A 22,211-nucleotide genomic window follows, 5' to 3' on the forward strand; every position below is an offset into this window, starting at 1 on the left:
CACCGCCCGTGCGGCCGGCCCTCGTGGCCGGCCGCACCGGCGTAGCAACCCACAGATTTCCTGCAAAGGACGGATTTACCAGAATGGCGAACTACACCGCCGCTGACGTGAAGCGCCTGCGCGAGATGACCGGCGCCGGCATGATGGACTGCAAGAAGGCCCTCGAGGAGAACGGCGGCGACTTCGACAAGGCCGTCGAGTTCCTCCGCATCAAGGGCGCCAAGGACGTCGGCAAGCGCGCCGAGCGCGCCACCGCCGAGGGCCTGGTCACCGGCGACGGCGGCGTCCTCATCGAGCTCGACTCCGAGACCGACTTCGTCGCGAAGAACGCCGACTTCCAGGCGCTCGCCGCGAAGATCGTCGAGGTCGCGAAGACCCTCAAGACCTCCGACGTCGAGGCGCTGAAGGGTGCCGAGCTCGACGGCAAGACCGTCAACGAGGTCGTCCAGGAGCTGTCGGCCCGCATCGGCGAGAAGCTCGAGCTGCGCCGCGTCGTGGCCTTCGAGGGCCAGACCGCCACCTACCTGCACCGTCGCGGCTCCGACCTGCCGCCGGCCGTCGGCGTGCTCGTCGAGTTCACCGGTGACGACGCCGAAGCCGCCCGCGGTGCCGCCATGCAGGTCGCCGCGCTGCGCGCGAAGTACCTGACCCGCGAGGAGGTGCCGGCCGAGATCGTCGAGAACGAGCGCCGCATCGCCGAGCAGACCGCCCGCGAGGAAGGCAAGCCGGAGCAGGCCATGCCGAAGATCATCGAGGGCAAGGTCAACGCCTACTACAAGGACAACGTCCTGCTCGAGCAGCCGTCGGTCAAGGACAACAAGAAGACCGTCAAGGCCCTGCTCGACGAGGCCGGCGTGACGCTAACCCGCTTCGCGCGCTTCGAGGTCGGCCAGGCCTGAGGTCAGGCCAGGGCGTAGGTTTCACACCCACAGTGCCCCGTCTCCGTCCATCGGGGACGGGGCACTGTCGGGTCCGGAGAAGAAAAGCACGCTCGAGGGCGTAGGAGGCGACATAGATGGGTGACCGGGTCGAAGGTGGCTACCGGCGGGTGCTGCTGAAACTGGGCGGCGAGATGTTCGGCGGTGGTTCGATCGGCGTCGATCCGGACGTCGTCCACTCGGTCGCGCAGCAGATCGCCGACGTCGCCCGCACCGGTGTCCAGGTCGCGGTCGTGATCGGCGGCGGCAACTACTTCCGGGGCGCGGAGCTGTCGCAGCGCGGCATGGACCGCGACCGCGCCGACTACATGGCGATGCTGGGCACCGTGATGAACTGCCTGGCGCTGCAGGACTTCCTGGAGAAGGAGGGCCTGCCCACCCGCGTGCAGACCGCCATCACGATGGGCCAGGTCGCCGAGCCCTACATCCCGCGCCGCGCCGAGCGGCACCTGGAGAAGGGCCGCGTCGTGATCTTCGGCGCCGGGGTCGGCATGCCGTACTTCTCCACCGACACCGCGGCCGCGCAGCGGGCGCTCGAGCTGGGCTGCGAGGCCGTGCTGATGGCGAAGGCCGTCGACGGCGTCTACACCGCGGACCCGAAGGCCGACCCCACCGCCGAGATGTTCCGCGAGATCACCCACCGCGAGGTGCTGGAGCGGGACCTCAAGGTCGCCGACGCGACGGCGTTCAGCCTCTGCATGGACAACAACATGCCGATCATCGTGTTCAACCTGCTCACCGAGGGGAACATCGCCCGCGCGGTGAGTGGTGAAAGAATCGGCACGTTGGTCAGCACCCCCACTGCCGGGGTGCCGGCCTAGACCTGCTGGGATCAGCAAGCGCCACCCATCACAACTACGGGAGTGACCGTGATCGACGAGACCCTCCTCGATGCCGAGGAGAAGATGGAAAAAGCGGTGTCCGTCGCCAAGGACGAGCTGCAGTCGGTTCGCACCGGCCGGGCTTCGTCGGCGATGTTCTCGCGGATCGTCGTCGAGTACTACGGCTCGCCGACCCCGCTCAACCAGCTGGCCAGCGTGAACGTGCCGGAAGCCCGCATGGCGCTCATCAAGCCGTACGACCAGTCGCAGCTCGGCGCGATCGAGAAGGCGATCCGGGAGTCGGACCTCGGGGTCAACCCGAGCAACGACGGTCAGGTCATCCGCATCGTCATCCCGCAGCTCACCGAGGAGCGGCGCAAGGAGATGGTGAAGGTCGCCAAGGGCAAGGGCGAGGACGCCCGCGTCTCGATCCGCAGCGTCCGGCGCAAGGCCAAGGACGAGCTCGACCGCATCGCCAAGGACGGCGAAGCCGGTGAGGACGACGTCGCGCGCGCGGAGAAGGAACTGCAGAACCTGACCGACACCTACGTGCACAAGGTCGACGAGCTGGTCAAGCACAAGGAAGCCGAGCTGCTCGAGGTCTGATGGCACAGGTGAGCGAGGAACGCGAGGACCGGGTGGACGCCACCGGAGCACACCCGGCGGCCGCGCCCGGGACGCCGGAGCCGGGTGACGCCGGCACCCCGGCCACGCCGGAGTTTCCGGGAACCGCCGGGGCTTCGGCGACCTCGGAAACTCCGCACGCGGCGGGGACGCCGGTCGTGCCGGAGACGCCGGGCACCGGCGAGGCGGCGCGGTTGTCGGCCGCCGGCACCGCCGCGGCGGAGACGCCGGCGGCCTCGCGGACCGATGAGGCCGGCGGCGCTTCAGCGGAAACGGCGGCGGCCTCGGCCAAGGGCGCGGCGGCGGAGACCTCGGCAGCCGCGGAGACGGGTGCGTCGGACACGCCGGCACCGCCGGAGGCCGTCAAGAAGGCCTCCAAGGCCGGCCGGAACCTGCCTGCGGCCATCGGGGTTGCGTTGCTGCTCGGTGCCGCGATCATCGTTTCCCTGCTCACCGTTCGCTACCTCTTCATCGGGATCATCGCGGTCGCGATCGCGGTCGGCACCTTCGAATTCGCCGGGGTGCTGCGCCGGGTCGCCGGTATCCGGGTCGCGGTGATCCCGGTGATCGTCGGTGGGCAGGCGATGATCTGGCTGGCCTGGCCGTTCGGCCGGGAGGGCGCGCTCACCGCGTTCGTCCTCACCGTGCTCGCCTGCCTGCTCTGGCGGCTGCCCGGCGGTGCGAAGGGCTATCTGCGCGACATCAGCGCGTCCACCTTCGCCGCCGCCTACCTGCCGCTCTTCGCCGCCTTCGCGGCGATGCTCGTGCCGCCGGCGGACGGTGTCGGGCGTGTCCTCACCTTCCTGATCGGTGTCGTCGCGTCGGACACCGGGGGCTACATCGCCGGCGTGCTCGGTGGCAGGCACCCGATGGCGCCTGCCATCAGCCCGAAGAAGACCTGGGAAGGCTTCGCGGGCTCGGTGATCGGCGGTGTCGTCGCCGGGGCGCTCACCCTCAGCCTGCTGCTCGACGGCCACGTCTGGCAGGGCGTGATCTTCGGTGTCGCCATCGTGCTCACCGCGACCCTCGGCGACCTCGTCGAGTCGCTGATCAAGCGCGACCTCGGCGTCAAGGACATGGGCACGCTGCTGCCCGGGCACGGCGGGATCATGGACCGCCTCGACTCGCTGCTGCCCTCGGCCGTCGTGTCCTGGCTGCTGCTTTCCGCTTTCGTTCCGGTCTAGTCGTCGTACGGGTCGTCGACCTCGGCGCGGCCCCAGCCTTCCGTCACGCGCGAGTGGTCGATCACCGCGAAGACCGCGCCTTCCGGGTCGGCGAGGATCGACATCCGGCCGAACGGGGTGTCGTAGGGCTGGATCACCACCGTGCCGCCGTGCATGATCGCTTCGCCCGCGACCGCGTCGACGCCGCGGGCCGGGTCGATGTCGAAGTACACGAGCCAGTGCGGCGGGGTGTCCCGGCTGTACTCCGAGCCCATCACGTACCGGTAGAGCACCGGCTCGTGCTCGATGAGCCATTCGACGTAGTCGAGCGTCTCGCCGTCGCCGATCTGATGGCTGCCGTAGGTGAACAGCTTGGTGTAGAAGTGATCCGCCGCGACGCCGTCGTGGGTGTTGAGGTCCGCGCCGCTGAAGGTGTTCGGGATGCCGGTGACGAACTCCCAGTTCGGCGGCACCTCCCAGAACACCACCGGCGCGCCGCACGCGTCGAGGGCGTGCATGATCGTGCCGCGGTCCGGGATGGCGACCGGCCCGAGGGTGATCCGCCCGCCGAGGTGCTCCACCCACTCGGCCGCGCTCGCCGTGTGCGGCACGGAGATGTGCGGCATCCAGCCCAGCGGGGCGCCCTGGGCCGCGCGGTAGAGCCCGCCGACGGGGACGGTGTTGAGCGCCGCGATGGCGTACCGGCCGTCGGAGGTCGCCGGGTCCCGTTGAGTGGTGTACTCCCAGCCGAAGAGGGCACCGTAGAATCGCTCCGCCACGGCCTGCTCGCGGCAGGCCAGCTCGATCCAGCACGGAATTCCGGCCGGAACCGGGGACGGGGTACTGGACGGGCCGATTGCCATGGGTGCTCCTCCCGATACCCACCGGATTCTAGGCGTGATCGGGGAGTTTTTCCGACAGGAATCCGCCACCGGGAGAGCACGGGCCGGCGACGAGGACCCGGAAGGAGCAGCGGGGTGCGGTGGTCGTCGCGGCGCGCGGAGGTCGTGCCCAGCCCCAACATCTGGTACTACCAGGCCGATTACGAGCTGGAGAACCGCGCGCAGGACAGTACCGGCGAGATCTGGCGCGTGCTGCGCGAGGAACACGACTGGACCGGCCGGGACGTGCTGGACGTCGGCTGTGGTGACGGGTTTCACTTGCCGCGCTTCGCCCGTGACGCGCGCTCGGTGCTCGGGGTGGAGCCGCACGAGCCGCTGGTGCGCAGTGCGCTGAAACGCATCGAGAGACTGTCGAACGTGGACGTCCGGCTGGGCCGGGCCCAGCGGCTGCCGGTCCGCAGCGCGAGCGTCGACGTCGTGCACGCGCGTACCGCGTACTTCTTCGGGCCCGGGTGTGAGCCGGGGCTGGCGGAGGCCGAGCGGGTGCTGCGGCCGGGCGGCGCGATCCTGATCGTCGACCTCGACGTGACGAGCGAGCCCTACGGCCGTTGGATGCGCGCCGATCTACCGCACTACGACCCGGCCGCCGTGGAACGGTTCTTCGCCAGGGCCGGCTTCGGCTGCCGCCGCGTGGCGACCGAATGGCGCTTCGCGACCGCCGCGGACCTCGAAGCGGTGCTGAAGATCGAGTTCAGCCGGCCGGTGGCCGAACAGGCGATCGCGGAGTCCTTGCAGCGTAACGGGAATCGCGGCGAAGACCTGACGCTGCCGGTGGGCTACCGCGTGCACGCGCGGATCAAGCCCACCGGCCTCGTCCTGCCAGGTCACTCGGCCGCCGCCTCGCCCGAAGCGGACTCGTCCTCGTCTTCGCCGAGGATGCCGTAGAGCGAGCGCCGGGCGTCGTTGAGGACCTCGGCCGCGCGGGCCTGCTGGCTCTCGGAACCCGCGCGCATGATCTGCACGACGGCGGCGGCGAGGTTCTTGCCCGCCTTCGCCAGCCCGACCTCGACCGGGTCGACGTCCTGGGCGATCTGCTCCCACGGCGGCGTGCTGTCCTGCTGTTCCGCGGCGGCGCGGCCGGCGTCGGTCAGCTCGAACAGCTTCTTGCCGTGCTCGTCCTTGCTGATGACCAGGCCTTCGTCGGCCAGCAGCTGCAGGGTCGGGTAGACCGAGCCGGGGCTGGGCCGCCAGAAGCCGCCGGAGCGCTCGCCGATTTCGCGGATGATCTCGTAGCCGTGCCGGGGCTGCTCGGCGAGCAGCGCCAGGATCGCGGCGCGGACGTCACCGCGGCGGCTGCGCCGTCCGCCGTGACCCCGCCGGTGCGGGCCGTGGCCGCGACCGCGTCCACCGGGGCCGAAGCCCGGGGGGAACTCGCCGAAACCACCGAAGGGCCCGAAAGGTGCGCGCCCACGCTCGTGGGCGAAGGGGTGTCGTTGCCTACGCATGTCGTGTTCCTTTCTCGAACTGTTGCGACACGTTCACGATATATCGGAAACGGTCGGGTTGGCAACCGGTCTTCGGTGACGCCGGTCACCTGGGAAGATCGGCGGGTGCCGGAAACCATCGACGAGATCGACGCGCGCCTGCTGGCAGCGCTGGGCGAGGACCCCCGGGCGACGGCGGTCGCGCTGGCCGAGCGGCTGGGCCTGTCCCGCAACACGGTGCAGGCCCGGCTCGCGCGGCTCGAGCAGCGCGGTGTCCTCCGGTCGTTCGAACGCCGCATCGACCCGGCGCGGCTGGGCTACCCGCTGCGGGCGTTCGTCAACGCCCAGGTCGACCAGCGGCGTCTCGCCGAGATCGGCACGGCCCTCGCCGGGATCCCCGAGGTCACCGAGGTGTGCGGGCTGACCGGGGCGAGCGACCTGATGGTGCAGGTGGTCGCCGTCGACGCCGACGACCTGTACCGGATCGCCGGGCACATCCTGGCTTCGCCCGGCGTGGAGCGGACGAACATCTCGCTCGTCATGCGCGAGCTCGTCCCGTACCGGCTGACGCCCCTGCTGGACCGGGTGCATTCTGCGCAGCCGGACGCCTGAGCTCTGCGGCTCCACTGCGCATTCTGCGCACTTTCCACGGCATCGGTTGTGCGATGCGCCCACCGGTGCTGTTCTGGTGTGCGCTTCCTGCACGAAAGGTGTCGACGATGACCCATGCCCCCGTGACCGCCCCGGCGCTCACCGCGATCGAGCAGCGGGCCCTCTGGCTCGCCACCGCGATCGTGCACCAGGCCAACCGGGTCCGGCCCAACCCGTCCGGGCTGAAGGTCGGCGGGCACCAGGCGTCGTGCGCGTCGCTGGTCTCGATCATGACGTCGCTGTGGTTCCGGCACCTGCGTCCCGAGGACCGGGTCTCGGTGAAGCCGCACGCGTCGCCGGTGCTCCACGCGATCAACTACCTGCTCGGCGAGCTGGACGAGGCGTACCTGCCGACGCTGCGCGAGTTCGGCGGCCTGCAGAGCTACCCGAGCCGCGCCAAGGACCCGGACCCGGTGGACTACTCGACCGGCTCGGTCGGCATCGGCGCGACCGCCCCGATCTGGGGCGCGCTGGCCCGCCGCTACCTGACGACCCGCGGCTCGGACGCGGGCACCGGCCGCCAGTACTCGCTGGTCGGCGACGCCGAGCTCGACGAGGGCGCGATCTGGGAGGCCATCCTCGACCCGGCCGTCGCCGAACTGGGCGAGATCGTCTGGATCGTCGACCTCAACCGCCAGTCCCTCGACCGGGTCGTCCCGAACATCGCGGCCGGGCGGCTGCAGGGCATGTTCGACGCCGCCGGCTGGCAGGTCCTGACGCTGAAGTACGGGCGGCTGCTGGAAGAGCTGTTCACCCGGCCCGGCGGCGCCGAGCTGCGGGCCCGCATCGACGCCATGCCGAACCCCGAGTACCAGCGGCTGCTGCGCTGCGACGCCGGCCAGCTGCGCGACCGGCTGCCCGCGGGCAACGCGGCGCTCGCCGAGCTGGTGGCGTCGCTGGACGACGAGACGCTGCTGGCCGCGATCCGGAACCTCGGCGGCCACGACCTCGGCTCGCTCGACGAGGTCTTCGCGTCCATTTCGGACGATCGGCCGACGGTGATCTTCTGCTACACGGTCAAGGGCCGCGGCCTGCCGACGCAGGGGCACCCGCAGAACCACTCGTCGCTGCTGACCGTGGCGCAGATGGAAGAGCTGGCTGCTTCGCTGGGTACGGACCTCGCTTCGCCGTGGGAGGGCTTCGCGCCCGGGTCGCCCGAAGCCGCGTTGTGCGCTGAAGTCGCTTCGCGCCTTCGCCGTCCGGATGTTCCTTCGGCGCCTTCGCTGAAACTGCCCGTCGACATCGGCCGTACGCCGTCCGGGACCGCGACGACGCAGGCGGCGCTGGGCCGCGTCCTGCTCGACCTGACGCGCGAAGCGCCCGAAGCGGCGAAGCGCGTGGTGACGGTCAGCCCCGACGTCAGCTCGACGACCAACCTCGGCGGCTGGGTCAACAAGGTCGGCGTCTGGTCGGCGACCGAGCGCCGCGACTGGTTCGAGGACGACCCCGAGACGATCATGCACTGGCGGGAGAAGCCGACCGGCCAGCACGTCGAGCTGGGCATCGCCGAGACGAACCTGGTCGGCCTGCTGGGCGAGCTGGGGGCGACGTGGAGCCGCTGGGGCGAGCCGCTGCTGCCGATCGGCGTCATGTACGACCCGTTCGTCGAGCGCGCCCTGGAGCCGTGGTCGTTCGGCATCTACGCGGGCGGGCAGTCGATCCTGATCGGCACGCCGTCCGGCGTCACGCTCGCGCCGGAGGGCGGTGCGCACCAGTCGATCACGACGCCGTCGATCGGCATCGAGCAGCCGGGCTGCGTCAGCTATGAACCGGCGTTCGCGATCGACACCGAATGGACGCTGCTGGCCGCGCTGGGCCGGCTCGGCAAGCCGGGTGGGACGTCGTCGTACTTCCGGCTCTCGACGCGTCCGGTCGACCAGACCCTCGCCGCGGTGCCGACGGACCCGGCGGCGCGCGAACGCCGTCGCCGCCAGGTCGTCGCGGGCGCATACCTGCTGCGGCGCGCTGCTTCACCTGCCGTCACCCTGGCGGCGATGGGCGCGCTGGTGCCGGACACCCTGGCGGCGGCCGAGCGGCTGGCCCAGGTCGGCGTGGAGGCCGACGTCGTGTGCGTGACCAGCCCTGGCCTGCTGTTCGAGGCGGTCCAGGCCCGGTCCGGCCGGGGCGGCGCCGAATCGTGGATCCTCGACCAGGTGTTCCCGGCTTCGCGAGCGAAACCGCTGGTCACGGTCCTCGACGGCCACCCGCACACGCTGGCGTTCCTCGCCGGGATCAACCGGGTCCCGTCGGTCGCGCTCGGCGTCACCGGCTTCGGGCAGTCGGGGTCGCTGGAGGACGTCTACCGCCACCACGGCATCGACACGGACGCGATCATCCGCGCCGCGCTCGACGCCGTCAGCTGAAGGTCGCGCCGGCGAGCAGGGTGTCCAGCTTGGCGTCCCAGCCGGGGAACGAGCCGTACTGGACGATCAGGATCCGGCTCGTCGGCAGCCACCACATCCGGACCTGGTTGTTCTGCGCCGAGTTCTCGCAGGTGACCTGCCATCGAGCGTACTCGGCCTTCTTCGGCCCGATCGGCGCGAAGCCGGCGTCGAGGAGCTTGCTGCCGGTGGCCTCCGCGGCATTCCCCGGTGGCGAGGCGGGCGTGATGCAGGTCGGGGTGTCCGTGCCGGTGTACCAGCCGAAGGGGCGTTTCGTGCTCGGCGGGTTGATCGGCGCGGCGGGGTCCGCCGTCCGCAGGTCGAGGATGCGCGCTTCGCAGACAACGGTGCCTTCGGCGATGCAGCCGTCCAGCAGGCCGTCCGGGCTGTGCGCGGTGTAGGTGGCGCCCGGCGGGAGCGGCAGGTGCAGCGGCCCGACGTTCGCCTGCGGCCCGCTCGGCGCGGGCGGGTTCTCGGGCTGGGTGCCGCAGGCGGCGACGCCCAGGGCGACCGCGACCACCAGGACAAGGTGCCGGAAGGACACGCGCTCACCCCTTTCGCCGGACGCGCTGTGCACGATGGATCATCCCGGTGGGTGAGGCGGCCCCGGTGACCGGGGCCCGCCCGTGACCTGGGGTACACCTCGCGGGGGCACCGGGGGCGGCCCGGGTGGGCACGTGGGACACTGGGCCGGTTATGACTGCCCTTCCCCTCGTCTTCGACGCGCCCAAGCGCGGCCTGCCGCCGCGCCACCTCGCCGACCTTTCGGTGTCCGAGCGCGCGGCCGCCGTCGCCGAGCTGGGGGAGAAGCCGTTCCGCGCGAAGCAGCTGTCGAACCACTACTTCTCCCGCCTGACGGTCGACCCGGCGGAGATGACGGACATCCCGGCGGCGTCCCGCTCACGGCTCGTCGAGTCGTTGATGCCGACCCTGCTGACCGAGGTCCGCGCGCTGGCGGCCGACGACGGCGCGACGCGCAAGACGCTGTGGCGCGCGCACGACGGCACGCTCCTGGAGAGCGTCCTGATGCGCTACCCGGACCGCGCGACGCTGTGCATCTCGAGCCAGGCCGGCTGCGGCATGGCGTGCCCGTTCTGCGCGACCGGCCAGGGCGGCCTCGACCGCAACCTGTCGACGGCGGAGATCGTGGACCAGGTCCGTTCGGCGGCGGCGGTCATGCGCGACGGCGCCATGCCGGGCGGCCCGGGCCGGCTGTCGAACATCGTGTTCATGGGCATGGGCGAGCCCCTGGCCAACTACAAGCGCGTGGTGGCGGCGGTCCGGCGGATCACCGACCCGGCGCCGGGTGGGCTGGGGATCGGGCAGCGGTCGGTGACGGTGTCGACGGTGGGGTTGGCGCCGGCGATCCGGAAGCTGGCCGACGAGAAGATGCAGGTGCGGCTGGCGGTGTCGCTGCACACGCCGGACGACGAGCTGCGGGACACGCTGGTGCCGGTGAACAACCGGTGGTCGGTGGACGAGGTTCTGTCGGCGGCGCGGTACTACGCGGACACGTCGGGGCGGCGGGTGTCGATCGAGTACGCGCTGATCCGCGACATCAACGACCAGCCGTGGCGGGCGGAGCTGCTCGCGAAGCGGCTGCGGCAGCACCTGGGCCAGCTCGTGCACGTGAACGTGATTCCGTTGAATCCGACGCCGGGTTCGAAGTGGGATGCGTCGCCGAAGCCGGTGGAGCGGGAGTTCGTTCGCCTGGTCAATGCCGGCGGCGTCGCCTGCACGGTCCGGGACACGCGGGGTCAGGACATTGCTGCGGCGTGTGGTCAGCTGGCGGCTGAAGGCTGAGTTCGTGTTCGTTTCGATGATGGAGTGTTTGTCGTGATGTATGCCCCCAGCCTGTTGGATCCGGCTGCGGAGGAGCTTCGGCTCGCGGATTTCACCGGTGCGACGGACGTCGCTCGCGAGGCGCGGACTCTGCTGGGTGAGCGGTTCAGCTCGGTGACGTTCATGTACGTGCTGATGCGGGCGTTCGAGGTGGAGTACGCGGCGGCGTGTGACGCGGCGAGGTGGCATGAGTTCCATGGTGGGCCGCGGGCGCTGTCGGACGCCGACCTGGAGAAGCTGCTGGCCCCCTGGCTCACCCGCTGATCTCGGCTCAGTTGAGCCGGTAGAGGCGTCCAGCCTGGACGGCAAGCACGGTGAGTGGTCCGTTGGTGGGTCCGGCCGTTGCCTGCCACGCCGTCGCGCCGGGTGCGGCTGTCGTGGTTTGCCCGGCGGTGAGGGGTAGGCCGGTGATGCCGCCGCCGATGACCGTACCGGTGTAGTCGGTGATGAGGATGCAGTCCGGCCGGGTGCCGTTGATGGCGGCCCAGCCCATGGTGACGGCGCCGGCGTTGGTGGCGGGAGCGTCGAGTGCTCCGGCTGCGTTGGCCGACGTCGGTTGGGCGGTTGCCAGGTCGAGGTGGCTGCCGAGTTCGGGGCCGTGGCAGCCGAGGGTGAAGTCGCCGGTGAACGGATAGGCCTGCAACGCGCGGGCGGCGGGGCCGGCGGTCCGCTGGATGTGCAGGGCGTCGAGCGCGGCGGGCGCGTCGACACGCAGGGCGATCGCTGACAAGGCGAGTGGCGCGTAGCTGCGGCGGACTTGGTCGGCTTTCCCGCCGCCGATGGCGTGGGTGACCAGGGACAGCGCGACGACCGCCACGACGAGGTATCGCTTCGGCCACTGTGGACGGTGCAAACTGGTCAGGACGATTGCTGCGCTGGTCGCCAGCGCGGCGACCAGGACGTATCGGCTGATCAGCCCGACGTTGCCCCCGGGGACGTTCGTCGTCGTCCGGCCGAGGGCGAGCATGAAGGCCAAGGCGACGGCGTAGCAGGCCAAACCCGCCCACCCCGCATCGGTCACCGCGGGCCGGTCGAGGACGGTGTGGCGCAGCAGCAGCGCGAGCAGGGCGATGGTGAGGCCGCCGGCGATTACCGCGAGGACGGCGATGTCCGTCGACCACAGTCCGCCGACCGCGGCGGCGACGACGGATAGCCGTCCGTCCGGGTCGAAGGCGTCCGTCGCTCCGGACTGGGTTCCGGCAGGTTTGGTGAGCCACCAGGCGATGAGGATGACCAGCCCGGCCACTGCGGGGAGCAATACGCGGAGCCGGGATTCCCTGCGCAGCCAGGCAATTCCAGCGATCACGAACCAGATCGGCAACGCCGCACCGAAACTCAGGCAGCCCAGCGCAGCGGCCGTGTACGCGCCGACCCGGCGACCGTGGTGCGCGCAGGCGATCGCGATCGTGCAGAACATGATCGCGGGAACCCAGCTGATGCCGTTCGTGCTCTGCAGCCACAGTTCGGTGGCGTGGGAGCTGAACAGCAGCCAGCACATCGCCGCGGTCAGCGCCGTCCGCGTCGTCGGGTTCAGGTGCCGCGGCAGCATCGTGCTCAACGCGAACACCGAGACGGCGAGCAGGGCGATCGTCAGGACGGTCAGGACGCGGTTGTCCCCGCCGAACCACGCGGCGTCGGCGTAGAACAGCAGCGAGGGCACGACGAACGGCTGGTCGAGGTGATAGGTGAAGACCTGGCCGAGCAGGAGGTGGCCGTTGTCGTCGGTGATTTTGGCGAAGACGTGCCAGTAGTCGAGCAGCACGTGCATCTTCGGCGCGCGCACCGCGGCCAGCAGCGCCAGCGCGGCGGGGACGACGGCGAAGCCCCAGAGTGCGACTAGGCCGAGCCGAGGCGCGCTGTCGCGGCGGACATTCGCGGTCGTGCGCGGGATCGGTGCGGTGATGTCCGGTGCGTCGAGCGCGGGCATGGTTCTCCTGCCGAGGGCGATATGTGGTCCGGCGACGGCGGGACCGGCAGCCGATCGTAGCCGGTGGGCCGGTCTCTGCAGACGGGTGGTGACCAGGGCTTTTACTTGATAGGTGATCGCCTGGCAACTGTGTGCTTCCTCTCAACTGGCCGTGTAACGACCGTGTGAGGTTCCATCGATGCAGAGTGCGGGCGAGGGACGAGATTTCCCGACCCCGGGCAGGCCGGGCATGACGTGCGCGGTGTGCTCGCACCATCCCGCGGCGGCAGTTGCGCTCCGCGGGCCATTGGGGCGGTCGTGGCGATGCCGGGCCGCCGGGGGAGGAACTGGTCGTGCTGCGCTTGTCGCGTCCTGTCCAACTGGTCCGCTGGGTCCGAGCGGTCGTGCTCGCTCTGACGATGACCCTTGTCGTCGGCAGCGCCGAAGCCGTCGCGGCGCCGCCATCCGCGCTGAAGCCGATCGATCCTCGCGACGTCGGGTTGTTGTCTTCGGCCGCGCCGGCGCCCGTCGTGCCGCAGGCGCCGTCGAAGGCGGATTTCGCAGCTCAGAGCCGGTTGGACGGTGGCGCCGGAACGCACTTCGATCCGCAGCGGTCGACACCGGTGTCGCGATCGATGTTCGTCACCGAATACGTCAATGCCGACGGCACGCACTCGGTGCGGCAGTCGAACCAGCCGCAGAACGTCCAAGACGAGCACGGCCAGTGGCAGCCGGTCCAGACGACCCTGGCCACCGACACGGCGACCAAGCGAGCCGACGCCGACCACCACCCGCTCAGCCCGTCCATGGCCACCAAGGCCAATGACGCCGCAGTGTTGCAGGTCGAGTCCGGCGGCCACGCCGCCAGCCTGGCGCTCGACCAGGCCGCACCGGTGACGGCTGCAGTGAAGGGTGATTCGGTCACTTACCCGGAGGTCGCCGCAGGCACGGACCTGGACTACGAAGTCACCCCGGGTGCGGTGAAGGAAACCATCAAGCTCAAGCGCCCGCCAGCCGACGGCCGCTCGTCGTGGAAGTTCAAGCTCACCACCGGTGACCTGACGCCGAAGCTGGAGCGCAGCGGCGCCGTCACCCTCGCCGACAAGAGCGGCGCGGCGAAGATCGTGCTGCCGCCGATCGAGACCTGGGACTCCGCGGGCAATGACGAGACCGCGCCAGCGATGACGGGCGGAACTTACACTCTGGACAAGGCTGGCGCGGACTGGTGGCTGACTGTCGCGGTTGACCCGAACTGGCTGCGCGACCCCAAGCGCGTCTACCCGGTGTTCGTCGACCCGACCTTCACCTACGGCGTCACCGAGTCGCACTCCTACCGCTCCGACGGCACCAACTGCGACGCCTGTGGTCTGCGGATCGGCAACAGCCAGGCCAAGGGCGACACCTACAACCGCAGCGTCTTCCACATGGACTACTCGCCGCTGTTCGGTAAGACCGTGGTCGGCGCGCGGATGGACCTCACGCGCAACACCAGCGTCGTCGGTTCGCTGAAGACGTGGAACGCGAACTTGTACCACGCGTCGGCGTTCAACTACAACGGCGTTGGCGGCTACATGACCAGCGCCCTGGTCGGTGACGTTGGCAGCTTCGTCGGCGAGGGCATGACCGGGTTCATTCGCGACCGCGTCAACGCCCGCGACGGCTCGGTGTTCTTCATGATGATCGGCGCCGAGAACCCCGGGACGTGGACGTACAAGAACCTCAACGCCACCCTCACTGTGGACACCGGCTCGCCGGCGCCGGCGACCACGCTGGTCGGCCCCGCCGATGGCGCGGTGACGACGTCGCTGACCCCGACGCTGGCGGTCAACCCGGTCACCGACCCGGACGGCGAGCAGGTCAAGTACTGCTTCCGCATCGCCACCGGCGCCGACGCGAAGTCCGGCGTCGTGGTCGAGTCCGGCTGCCTGACCACGCCGACCTGGACGGTCCCGGCCGGGATCCTGCAGGACGGCGTCGCCTACACCTGGCAGGCGATGACCTACAGCGGCACGACAACGATCACACCGACGTGGGTCGGGCACTTCAAGATCGACCAGCGCATCGGCGACCACGGCCCCTCACCGACCGACGACGCCGGTCCGGTCACGGTCAACCTGGCCAACGGCAACGTGTCGACCGCCGAGCAGACCCCGACGTTCACCACCGTCGGCGGCAACGCCGGACTGTCGTTCACCTACAACTCGCAGCAGGTCGAGAACAAGGGCCTCAAGGCGTCCTACTTCGTCGACCTTTCCCACAACGGCATCATCAGCGACGCCCAGCAGCCGGTCCTGGTGCGCACCGAACCGCAGGTCAACGTCGACTGGGGCACCGACTCCCCGTTCGCGCCCGCGCTGCCGGCCGACTGGTTCGTCGCCCGTTGGGAAGGCTTCTTCCAAGCCCCCGTCACCGGGACCTACCAGTTCGCCGGTGTCCACGACGACGGCGCCACCGTGTGGATCAACGGCGGCAAGGTCTACGAGGTCAACACCGCGAGCGACCTGAACTGGACGCAGGCCACCAACGTCTCGCTCACCGCGGGTCAGCGGGTGCCGATCAAGGTGGAGAACGCCGAAGCTACCAGTGCGGCGAAGATGCGGCTGTTCGTCCGGACCACCGACAACACCACCGTCGCCCCGCAGATCGTACCCGCCGACTGGCTGTTCACCAGTGATCTGCCGGTCCTGCCGCAGGGCTGGACCCTCTCGGCCGACCTCGACGGCGACGGCTCGAGCTACACCGAAGCCAAGGTCACCGACCAGAACATCGTCATCACCGACGCCACCGGCGCCAAGCACACCTGGACCAAGAAGAGCACCGGCGGCTACACCTCGCCGTCGAACGAAGACGGTGTCCTCGCGGTGGACACGGCCGGTAAGGTGACGCTCACCGACGGCGGCCAGGTCTTCGCCTTCCGGGCCGACGGGAAGCTCGAAAGCCAGACCGCCACCACGGACTCGCGGAAGCCTGCGGCGCTCCAGTACATCTACGACGGCAACCCGTCGCGGTTGCGGGAGATCAAAGACCCGGTTTCGCAGCGGTCCCACGTCCTGCACTACAACCGCTCCGGCGACGACTGCTATGGCGGCGCCACCCCGCCGGCGGGAGCCGCGAGCCTCCCGCCGTCGCAGATGCTCTGCCGGATCACCTACTGGGACGGCTCCGAGACGAGGCTGTGGTACGTCGGAACCGGCCAGCTCGGCCGGATCGAGGACCCAGGTGCGGAGATCAGCGACTACGGCTACAACGCGCAGGGCTTGCTTGCCGGAACGCGGGGAAGCCTGGCCAACGACTGGATCGCCGCGGACAGTGCCAATCGCAAGTCGTACGAAGGCGACCTGACCAACCTGATCACCTACGACACCGGCGCCAAGCCGAAGGTGACGACGGTGGCCTCGTCGGTGCCGTCGATCGGTCAGGCTCGTCCCAGCCGGTCGTACCGGTACGACCCAGCCAACCGTCAGACCTTCACCGACGTCGCGGGCATCACGCCGCCATCCGGGTTCTTCTCGAAGGTCACCTATGACGATGCGGATCGTACGCTTTCGGTGACCGACAGCGCCGGCAAGACGTCGGCACAAGAGTGGAACCAGAAGGATCTGCAGGTTTCGGTAACCGATGCCGCCGGACGCAAAACCACCACCGTCTATGACTACGCGGATCGTCCGGTCGACACTTACGGTCCCGCGCCGGCTTCGTGCTTCAACGGGCAGCTGCCCTCAGTGTGCCCAGGCGGCATGGGGCACGCGCACAACGGTTACGACGAGGGTATCAACAGCCTGTCGGTGGCCTGGTACGACAACGACCAGCTCACCGGCGCGCCGAAGACCTACACCACGGGCCTCGGTACCGCTGACGGGACGCTGGTCAAGAACTGGGGCACCGCAGCGCCGGCGGCAAACATCCCGGCCGACCACTTCGCCCTGCGCGCCACCGGCGACATCGCGTTCCCAACGGCCGGCGACTACACCTTGCGCCTTCTCGCCGACGACGGAGTCCGGGTCTGGATCGACGACCAGCTGATCATCGATGACTGGCGCAACACGACGCCCGCGTGGCGCCAAGGTGTCGTGCACAGCGACAGCGCGGGCCAGACGAAGCGAATCCGCATCGACTACTACGAATTCGATCAGACCGCGCAGCTGGAATTGCACTGGACTACGCCGTCCGGCACCCAGCAGCCGGTCCCGGGCAGCCAGTTGCTCCCCCGTTACGGGTTGAAGACGTCGACCAGTTCGGCGGAATCGGACGGCGTCCAGGACAAGAGCGGTGCCACCAAGTACGGCGAGGACGGTCTTGACCCGATTTACGGCTTGGCGAGTTCCAGCCGGGCGAACCCGAGCGGTCTCAACCTGTCGGGAGGGGCTTCCTACGAGGTCCCCGGCGCTGGCTACCTCCGCAAGGTCGGCAAGACGATGCCGACCGGGGCGAAGACGACCTACACCTATTACGGCGACACCGAAACCCGCATCAATCCCTGCCAGCCGGGGATACCTGCGATCAACCAAGGCGGGATGCCGAAGCTGACGACGGCTCCCACGCCCGCGGCAGGACCGGCCCGGGTCGACGAACAGGTCTACGACGCGTCCGGACGTGTGGTCGCCGAGGCGACCGGCGGTCCCTGGACCTGCACGAGCTACGACGCGCGCGATCGGCCGCTGGAGGAGAAGGTGCCGGCGGGCCAGGATGCGCCCGCTCGCATCGTCAGCCACGACTACGCGGTCGGGGGTGACCCACTGACGACTTCGGTTTCCGACGACAAGGGCGTCATCACGACGACGACGGATTTCCTTGGTCGGGTGACCGGGTACACCGATGTCAACGGTGTACGCACCACGACGGCCTACGACCGGGTCGGCCGGGTCAGCTCCTCCACGGTCACACCTCCGAACCAGGCTGATGCAGCTCACACGATCACGCCCGCCTACGACGATGCAGGCCTGGTCGTGACTCAAAAACTCGACGGTCAAGTGCTGGCCACCGCCGGCTATGACTCTGCAGGCGAGCTGTCGACAGTCACGTACGGCAACGGGAGTGCGCTCGCGTCCGTCACCAAGGACAACGGTGCCCGAGTCCTGGGCCTGGGTTGGCGGACCGGAGACGGCCGGGACGTGGTGTCCCAGGTCGGCAGGACCGCCGGTGGAACCATCATCGACGAGTCGCTCGCGGGAAGCGATGCGCGGCCAAACGCGCCGAATTACCTCTACGACGGTGTCGGACGGCTGACCGAGGCCTATGTCCCCGGGCACCACTACACCTACGACTACACCGCGGCCGCGTCCGCTTCGTGCCCGACGGGGACGCAGGCGAACGCGAGGCTGAACACCAACCGCGTGCGGCTGGTGGACGAAACCTCGACCGGATCGGCCGAGACGCGCTACTGCTATGACGCCGCCGACCGGCTGATCGCCACCGAAGGGGCCACCGCACTCGGCTCGTTCGGCTACGACGCGGACGGCAACACTACGGGCTGGAAAGCCGCGGACGGCAGCACGACCTCCCTGACCTGGGACGGCTCCGACCGCAACATCGGCGTGAAGACCGTCGGGCCGAACGCTGCCCTCAACGCCGACATCAGCTACGTCCGCGACGCGACGAGCCGCATCGTCCGCCGCGATCCGCGCGACTGCGACAACAACACAGTCGTCCGCTTCGGCTACACGGGCGACGGGGACACCGCCGATCTGACCATGAACGCCGACGGCAGGCTCACCAGCTTGTCCCTCACCCTGCCGGGTGGCGTTCTGTATGTCAGCAAGGTCGGCTCGGATGGGGCGTTCACTCCGACCTACGATCACCCATCTGTTCGCGGCGACCTGGTCCTGACGACTGATGCGGCCGGCCGGCAGGCCGGTGGCCTGCGCACCTTCGATCCCTACGGCCAGCCGCTCGACGCAGCGGGTGGCGTCGACACGCAGAACGTGCCCGACAACTCGCCGGGCGCGATGGATTACGGCTGGCTCGGCCAGTACCAGCGGCCCTACGAACACACGGGGGCATTGTCGCTGGTCCAGATGGGAGCACGTCCCTACAGCCCGCTGCTCGGGCGATTCCTGTCCGTCGATCCGGTCGACGGCGGATCCGCCAACGACTACGACTACGTCGTAGGCGATCCGATCAACGCGCAGGACCTCGACGGCAAGATGTGGGGTTGGCTCAAGGCCGCGGTGAGCGTCGTCACCAAGGTCGCCGAAGTCGCCTCCTTCATCCCCGGCCCGATCGGAGCCGTCGCCAGCGCCGTGGCGTCGGCCGGCAACTTCGCCCAGGGGAACGTCGCGGCCGGTATTTCCTATGCGCTGGGGGCGGTGACGTGGGGTGTGACGCGGTACACCCGGCTTGTCGGCAACATCGTGGCCAAGACGCGGACGATGGGTTTCATGAGCCGGAGGTTCGGTTCGAGTTCGGCCATGCCGAACGAGATCCGTAACGCCTACCGGGGTGCCGGCCATTCCGGAACGTGGAACAAGAGGACGGCCAAGGTGTTCAGGATAGGCTGGAGCGTAGGGAAGCATCCCAAGAACTCGACTTTCCGGGTCGGCCTGCCGTTCCTCAGCAAGCGGTTCCGGCACTACCACATCATGAAGGGGCCCAGGCGTTACTGACTCATGGCATGGACAGATCTCGATCCCGCCGGACAAACTCACGAGTGGGCGACCGCGCTAAGAGCCGCCCTGGACGTACGGCTCCCGGATGCCGCTTTTCGGCTCACCGCGCAGCCGGCGAATTCTGATGGCCTGCAGGAGATCCTCACGCTCTCGCGCACGGAAGGAAAAGCTCATCGGGTCGAGGTGGTCGTCGAATCGTCGCTGGGCATCATGCTGGTCGGCGGCGCAGAAGTTCTGTACGAGTTCGACGGAACGCCCGCAGAACTCGAAAGCAGGCTTTCGTCTGTCGAGGAGCGCGGCGACGCGGGCGCCAAACCCGTCCTGGACGAGGTCGCGCTCGTTCACCACGCCCTGGCCGCGCTCCGGGCCGGTTACTCGTACTTGAGGCTTCCGCTTTACGAAAGACTCACCATCCCTGCCTACCGTGGAAGCGCGGCGCTGAACTGGGGAACCTACGATCTTGGCTGGCCTCCAGTGGTGTACAGGCGGTTCAAGCCAGTCTGAGCAGGCTCCGTCGGGACGACCTGCAGCGGTGGTGCGCTTGGTGGCTCAGTGATCGTGATGGCACGGGCCGGGCAGCAAGTGGGACGCGTCGCCGAAGCCGGTGGAGCGGGAGTTCGTGCGGCTGGTGAACGCGGGCGGGGTAGCGTGCACGGTGCGGGACACGCGCGGCCAGGAGATCGCCGCCGCCTGTGGGCAGCTTGCTGCCGAAGGCTGAGTTTCGTTTCGGTTATGGAGAAATCGTCGTGATGTATGCCCCCAGCCTGCTGGACCCGGCTGCGGAATCGTTGAAGCTGTCGGACGTGTGCGGTGCCACGCAGGTGGCTCGTGAGGCCCGGACGTTGCTCGGTGAGCGGTTCAGCTCGGTGACGTTCATGTACGTCCTGATGCGGGCGTACGAGGTCGAGTACACCGCGGCGCGGGACGCCTCGCGGTGGCACGAGTTCCACGGCGGGCCGCGGGCGCTTTCGGACGCCGATCTGGAGGAGCTGCTCGCTCCGTGGCTCGACCGCTGACCCGGGCCGGTCAAGGGGTGTAGCGGGGCTTCAACCGGAGCAGGGTGGCCAGTTCGAGCCGCAGCTCGCGCACTCCGGGATGCCCGTGCCACCGGGCGAAGACCTTCGCCAGCTCGCGCAGGTCGGTCCGGATCGTCGCGGAGTCGACGTACCGCGCGTCTTCCAGCACGGCCGGTGCCAGTGCCAAGGCGTGCTCGATTTCCCCGCTGCCCGCGTGCGCGAGCACGCGCCGGGCCCCGAACCGGGCCCGTGCGCGGCGCGCGCCCGCCGCGATCCCGGTGACGTGGGCGTCGAGCACTTCGGCCGCCTCGGCCTGACGTCCGAGGTCGTACAGGGACCAGCCGTGGCTGAGCGCGATTTCGTCGGCAACGCTGGCAGAACCCAGGTGTGGCGTGCCGGCCACGACCGGATCCCGCTCGGCGAGCAGGTTCGTCGCGCGTTCGAGGGCGCGGTGGTATCCGTCGGCGTCGCCGACAAGGGCGCGCCCCTGCGCCTCGCACCGCGCGGCGAGCCCGCGGATCCGCGTCCCGGCGCTGCGCACGGCCTGTGCCTGCATCGCCAGGTCGATCGTGGTCAGGGGATCCTGGCGGTACATCGCGATTTCGGCCTGGCGGACCAGCGCGTAGCCGGCGAAATGGCGGTCTTCGGCTTCCTCGGCGATCGCGACCGCGCGGTGGGTCCACCACAGGGCGGCCGCTTCGTCGCCGGCCTCCTGGCTCATCCAGCCCACGTACTCCGCGGCGCGGGAGGCCAGCAGGAGCACCTGCCGGCGGACCTGCTCCGGTTGGCCGTGCGCGGCGGCGCGCAGGACGTGCAGCTGCGCGACCACCGGCCCGAGCACCGCGCCCGGGGTGCTGATCGTGCCGAGGTGGCGGAACTGGTCGAAGGCCGCACGCAGGCCCTCGAGCACGGGCTCGTCGATCGCGGCGGGGTGTGCGGCCCGCCCGGCCAGCGGAAGCTCCGGTGACGCGTCGAATCCGTCTTCCCGGCTTTCGGCGCCGGGCTCGGCTTCGGATTGCCCGACAAGCGAAGAAAGCAGGCCGGCGGTGCCGAACACGGCGTCGCATCGCCGGGCGATGTCCGGCGTCGGCGGCTTCAGGTCGTTTTCGATCTTGCTCAGGTAGCTTTTGCTGTAATTGATCTTCGTGGCGAGTGCGCCCAGGCTCATTCCGGACTGTTCACGGGTCCGTCGCAGGTGCGCGCCGAACGAGCCGGTCATGTCCCCTCCCACGGTCCGGTATGCAGTACAACACCCGCCGTAGCGCAAGGCAACAACGGAAAACGCGTGCTCAGCCGAGTCCGAGAGTCCGGGCCATGAGGAGCGCGTACGAACTGCCGGCGTGGGGCATTTCCCCCTGCACGACCAGCGACAGGGCCTGGTCGAAGGGAATCCGCCGGATCTCCAGATCGCTTTCGCCGGGGTCGAGGTTCGGAGTGCCCTGTGTGAGCCCGGTGGCGAAAAAGGCGTGATCGCGGTGATTGGTGAACGAGTCGGCGCAATTGATCACGCCCAGGGGCTGCCACGTCCGCGCGGAAAGCCCGGCCTCCTCCTGCAGTTCGCGCCGGGCCGCGGTCTCGGCGTCCTGGTCGGCGGGCTCGATCCGGCCGGCGGGCAGCCGCCACTGGACGCCTTCGTGCGTGTAGATCCACTGCCGCGTCACCGCCACGAAGCCGGCTTCGTCCACGGCCACCACCGTGACCGAGCCGGTGGAGATGACGTGGTCGTAGTTCCCGGTGGAGCCGTCCGGGCGGAGCGCGGTGTCGCGGCGCGTCTCGAACCACGGCGAACTGAACACACTGGTCGAAGTCAGGCGGGACCAGGAACCGCGCCGGGCGTCAGCCGCGTCGTGAACCACGGGGGTGAGTCAACCACAACGCGGCGCCGCACGGTGCCGTCCACTTTTCGTCCACGGCCTATCCACCGGTGCGGTCCACACT

At 69.6% G+C, this 22,211-nt stretch carries 18 protein-coding genes and 1 pseudogene; 13 read left to right on the forward strand and 6 right to left on the reverse strand.

Features of this window, described 5'->3' with window-relative positions; all coding sequences use genetic code 11:
• The first annotated feature begins 83 nt into the window (after window positions 1–83).
• The 4 genes from tsf to BLW76_RS13385 all read left to right on the forward strand — a co-directional run bounded on the left by tsf (window position 84) and on the right by BLW76_RS13385 (window position 3,567).
• Entirely contained in the window at window positions 84–899 is an 816-nt protein-coding gene (gene tsf, locus BLW76_RS13370; RefSeq protein WP_091306817.1) for a translation elongation factor Ts, read from the forward strand.
• A gap of 116 nt (window positions 900–1,015) precedes the next feature.
• On the forward strand, window positions 1,016–1,759 hold the full coding sequence (pyrH, locus tag BLW76_RS13375) for a UMP kinase (protein ID WP_013223864.1): 744 nt from the start codon (window positions 1,016–1,018) through the stop codon (window positions 1,757–1,759).
• 48 nt (window positions 1,760–1,807) lie between these two features.
• Window positions 1,808–2,365 (forward strand): ribosome recycling factor, encoded by a 558-nt coding sequence (frr, locus tag BLW76_RS13380; RefSeq protein WP_003065592.1) that lies wholly within the window; start codon window positions 1,808–1,810, stop codon window positions 2,363–2,365.
• Window positions 2,365–3,567, forward strand: a complete 1,203-nt coding sequence (locus tag BLW76_RS13385; RefSeq protein WP_091306820.1) for a phosphatidate cytidylyltransferase — start codon at window positions 2,365–2,367, stop codon at window positions 3,565–3,567. Before frr ends, BLW76_RS13385 begins: the two co-directional genes overlap by 1 nt.
• Here the strand turns inward: BLW76_RS13385 and BLW76_RS13390 are convergent.
• Complete coding sequence (locus tag BLW76_RS13390; RefSeq protein WP_091306823.1) at window positions 3,564–4,409, reverse strand: VOC family protein; 846 nt, start codon at window positions 4,407–4,409, stop codon at window positions 3,564–3,566. The two genes, BLW76_RS13385 and BLW76_RS13390, sit on opposite strands and share 4 nt — an antisense overlap.
• A 114-nt stretch (window positions 4,410–4,523) precedes the next feature.
• Between BLW76_RS13390 and BLW76_RS13395 the strand changes: the two genes are divergently transcribed.
• Complete coding sequence (locus tag BLW76_RS13395; protein ID WP_091306827.1) at window positions 4,524–5,333, forward strand: class I SAM-dependent methyltransferase; 810 nt, start codon at window positions 4,524–4,526, stop codon at window positions 5,331–5,333.
• Here BLW76_RS13395 and BLW76_RS13400 read toward each other — a convergent pair.
• Complete coding sequence (locus BLW76_RS13400; protein ID WP_091306830.1) at window positions 5,273–5,893, reverse strand: PadR family transcriptional regulator; 621 nt, start codon at window positions 5,891–5,893, stop codon at window positions 5,273–5,275. The genes BLW76_RS13395 and BLW76_RS13400 overlap by 61 nt on opposite strands.
• A 105-nt stretch (window positions 5,894–5,998) precedes the next feature.
• Between BLW76_RS13400 and BLW76_RS13405 the strand changes: the two genes are divergently transcribed.
• Window positions 5,999–6,484, forward strand: coding sequence for an Lrp/AsnC family transcriptional regulator (locus tag BLW76_RS13405; RefSeq protein ID WP_091319354.1), 486 nt, complete (start codon window positions 5,999–6,001; stop codon window positions 6,482–6,484).
• Window positions 6,485–6,591: 107 nt separating this feature from the next.
• Window positions 6,592–8,886, forward strand: a complete 2,295-nt coding sequence (locus BLW76_RS13410) for a transketolase-like TK C-terminal-containing protein (RefSeq protein WP_244170152.1) — start codon at window positions 6,592–6,594, stop codon at window positions 8,884–8,886.
• Here BLW76_RS13410 and BLW76_RS13415 read toward each other — a convergent pair.
• Window positions 8,879–9,448 carry a hypothetical protein gene (locus BLW76_RS13415; protein WP_091319356.1) on the reverse strand — a complete coding sequence of 190 codons (570 nt, stop codon included), beginning with the start codon at window positions 9,446–9,448 and terminating at the stop codon, window positions 8,879–8,881. The genes BLW76_RS13410 and BLW76_RS13415 overlap by 8 nt on opposite strands.
• Before the next feature lie 152 nt (window positions 9,449–9,600).
• Here BLW76_RS13415 and rlmN point away from each other — a divergent pair, with 152 nt between their 5' ends.
• Both rlmN and BLW76_RS13425 read left to right on the forward strand, forming a co-directional pair.
• Entirely contained in the window at window positions 9,601–10,707 is a 1,107-nt protein-coding gene (gene rlmN / locus BLW76_RS13420; RefSeq protein ID WP_091306834.1) for a dual-specificity RNA methyltransferase RlmN, read from the forward strand.
• 36 nt (window positions 10,708–10,743) lie between these two features.
• Window positions 10,744–11,010 (forward strand): hypothetical protein, encoded by a 267-nt coding sequence (locus tag BLW76_RS13425; RefSeq protein WP_091319358.1) that lies wholly within the window; start codon window positions 10,744–10,746, stop codon window positions 11,008–11,010.
• A gap of 7 nt (window positions 11,011–11,017) precedes the next feature.
• Here BLW76_RS13425 and BLW76_RS13430 read toward each other — a convergent pair whose 3' ends face one another.
• Window positions 11,018–12,673: a DUF2079 domain-containing protein gene (locus tag BLW76_RS13430; RefSeq protein ID WP_091306837.1), complete on the reverse strand. Its 1,656-nt coding sequence runs from the start codon at window positions 12,671–12,673 to the stop codon at window positions 11,018–11,020.
• Window positions 12,674–13,005: 332 nt separating this feature from the next.
• Here BLW76_RS13430 and BLW76_RS13435 point away from each other — a divergent pair, with 332 nt between their 5' ends.
• From BLW76_RS13435 to BLW76_RS13445, 4 genes and pseudogenes are all read left to right on the forward strand, one after another.
• A complete protein-coding gene (locus tag BLW76_RS13435) occupies window positions 13,006–19,254 on the forward strand; it encodes a PA14 domain-containing protein (protein ID WP_244170153.1) in 6,249 nt (2,082 codons plus the stop codon).
• 3 nt (window positions 19,255–19,257) lie between these two features.
• Window positions 19,258–19,761, forward strand: coding sequence for a hypothetical protein (locus BLW76_RS47715; RefSeq protein ID WP_143060617.1), 504 nt, complete (start codon window positions 19,258–19,260; stop codon window positions 19,759–19,761).
• 67 nt (window positions 19,762–19,828) lie between these two features.
• Window positions 19,829–19,975, forward strand: a pseudogene (locus tag BLW76_RS47720) (dual-specificity RNA methyltransferase RlmN); the annotation flags it as partial.
• A 31-nt stretch (window positions 19,976–20,006) separates the two neighbouring features.
• Entirely contained in the window at window positions 20,007–20,273 is a 267-nt protein-coding gene (locus BLW76_RS13445; RefSeq protein ID WP_091319360.1) for a hypothetical protein, read from the forward strand.
• Window positions 20,274–20,283: 10 nt separating this feature from the next.
• Here BLW76_RS13445 and BLW76_RS13450 read toward each other — a convergent pair whose 3' ends face one another.
• Together BLW76_RS13450 and BLW76_RS13455 are read right to left on the reverse strand one after the other, a co-directional pair.
• Window positions 20,284–21,492, reverse strand: coding sequence for a helix-turn-helix domain-containing protein (locus tag BLW76_RS13450; protein WP_091306841.1), 1,209 nt, complete (start codon window positions 21,490–21,492; stop codon window positions 20,284–20,286).
• 70 nt (window positions 21,493–21,562) lie between these two features.
• Complete coding sequence (locus BLW76_RS13455; protein WP_244170154.1) at window positions 21,563–22,069, reverse strand: NUDIX domain-containing protein; 507 nt, start codon at window positions 22,067–22,069, stop codon at window positions 21,563–21,565.
• Between the last annotated feature and the right edge of the window lie 142 nt (window positions 22,070–22,211).

This window comes from Amycolatopsis tolypomycina (genome assembly GCF_900105945.1).
In the GTDB taxonomy this organism is placed as follows: Bacteria; Actinomycetota; Actinomycetes; order Mycobacteriales; family Pseudonocardiaceae; genus Amycolatopsis; species Amycolatopsis tolypomycina.

Excerpts from the sequence above, each read along its gene's own strand:
- tsf (WP_091306817.1), top strand. The coding sequence starts at position 84 with ATGGCGAACTACACCGCCGCTGACGTGAAGCGCCTGCGCGAGATGACC.
- pyrH (WP_013223864.1), top strand. The coding sequence starts at position 1,016 with ATGGGTGACCGGGTCGAAGGTGGCTACCGGCGGGTGCTGCTGAAACTG.
- BLW76_RS13385 (WP_091306820.1), top strand. The coding sequence starts at position 2,365 with ATGGCACAGGTGAGCGAGGAACGCGAGGACCGGGTGGACGCCACCGGA.
- BLW76_RS13390 (WP_091306823.1), bottom strand. The coding sequence starts at position 4,409 with ATGGCAATCGGCCCGTCCAGTACCCCGTCCCCGGTTCCGGCCGGAATT.
- BLW76_RS13400 (WP_091306830.1), bottom strand. The coding sequence starts at position 5,893 with ATGCGTAGGCAACGACACCCCTTCGCCCACGAGCGTGGGCGCGCACCT.
- BLW76_RS13410 (WP_244170152.1), top strand. The coding sequence starts at position 6,592 with ATGACCCATGCCCCCGTGACCGCCCCGGCGCTCACCGCGATCGAGCAG.
- rlmN (WP_091306834.1), top strand. The coding sequence starts at position 9,601 with ATGACTGCCCTTCCCCTCGTCTTCGACGCGCCCAAGCGCGGCCTGCCG.
- BLW76_RS13425 (WP_091319358.1), top strand. The coding sequence starts at position 10,744 with ATGTATGCCCCCAGCCTGTTGGATCCGGCTGCGGAGGAGCTTCGGCTC.
- BLW76_RS13430 (WP_091306837.1), bottom strand. The coding sequence starts at position 12,673 with ATGCCCGCGCTCGACGCACCGGACATCACCGCACCGATCCCGCGCACG.
- BLW76_RS47715 (WP_143060617.1), top strand. The coding sequence starts at position 19,258 with ATGGCATGGACAGATCTCGATCCCGCCGGACAAACTCACGAGTGGGCG.
- BLW76_RS13445 (WP_091319360.1), top strand. The coding sequence starts at position 20,007 with ATGTATGCCCCCAGCCTGCTGGACCCGGCTGCGGAATCGTTGAAGCTG.
- BLW76_RS13450 (WP_091306841.1), bottom strand. The coding sequence starts at position 21,492 with ATGACCGGCTCGTTCGGCGCGCACCTGCGACGGACCCGTGAACAGTCC.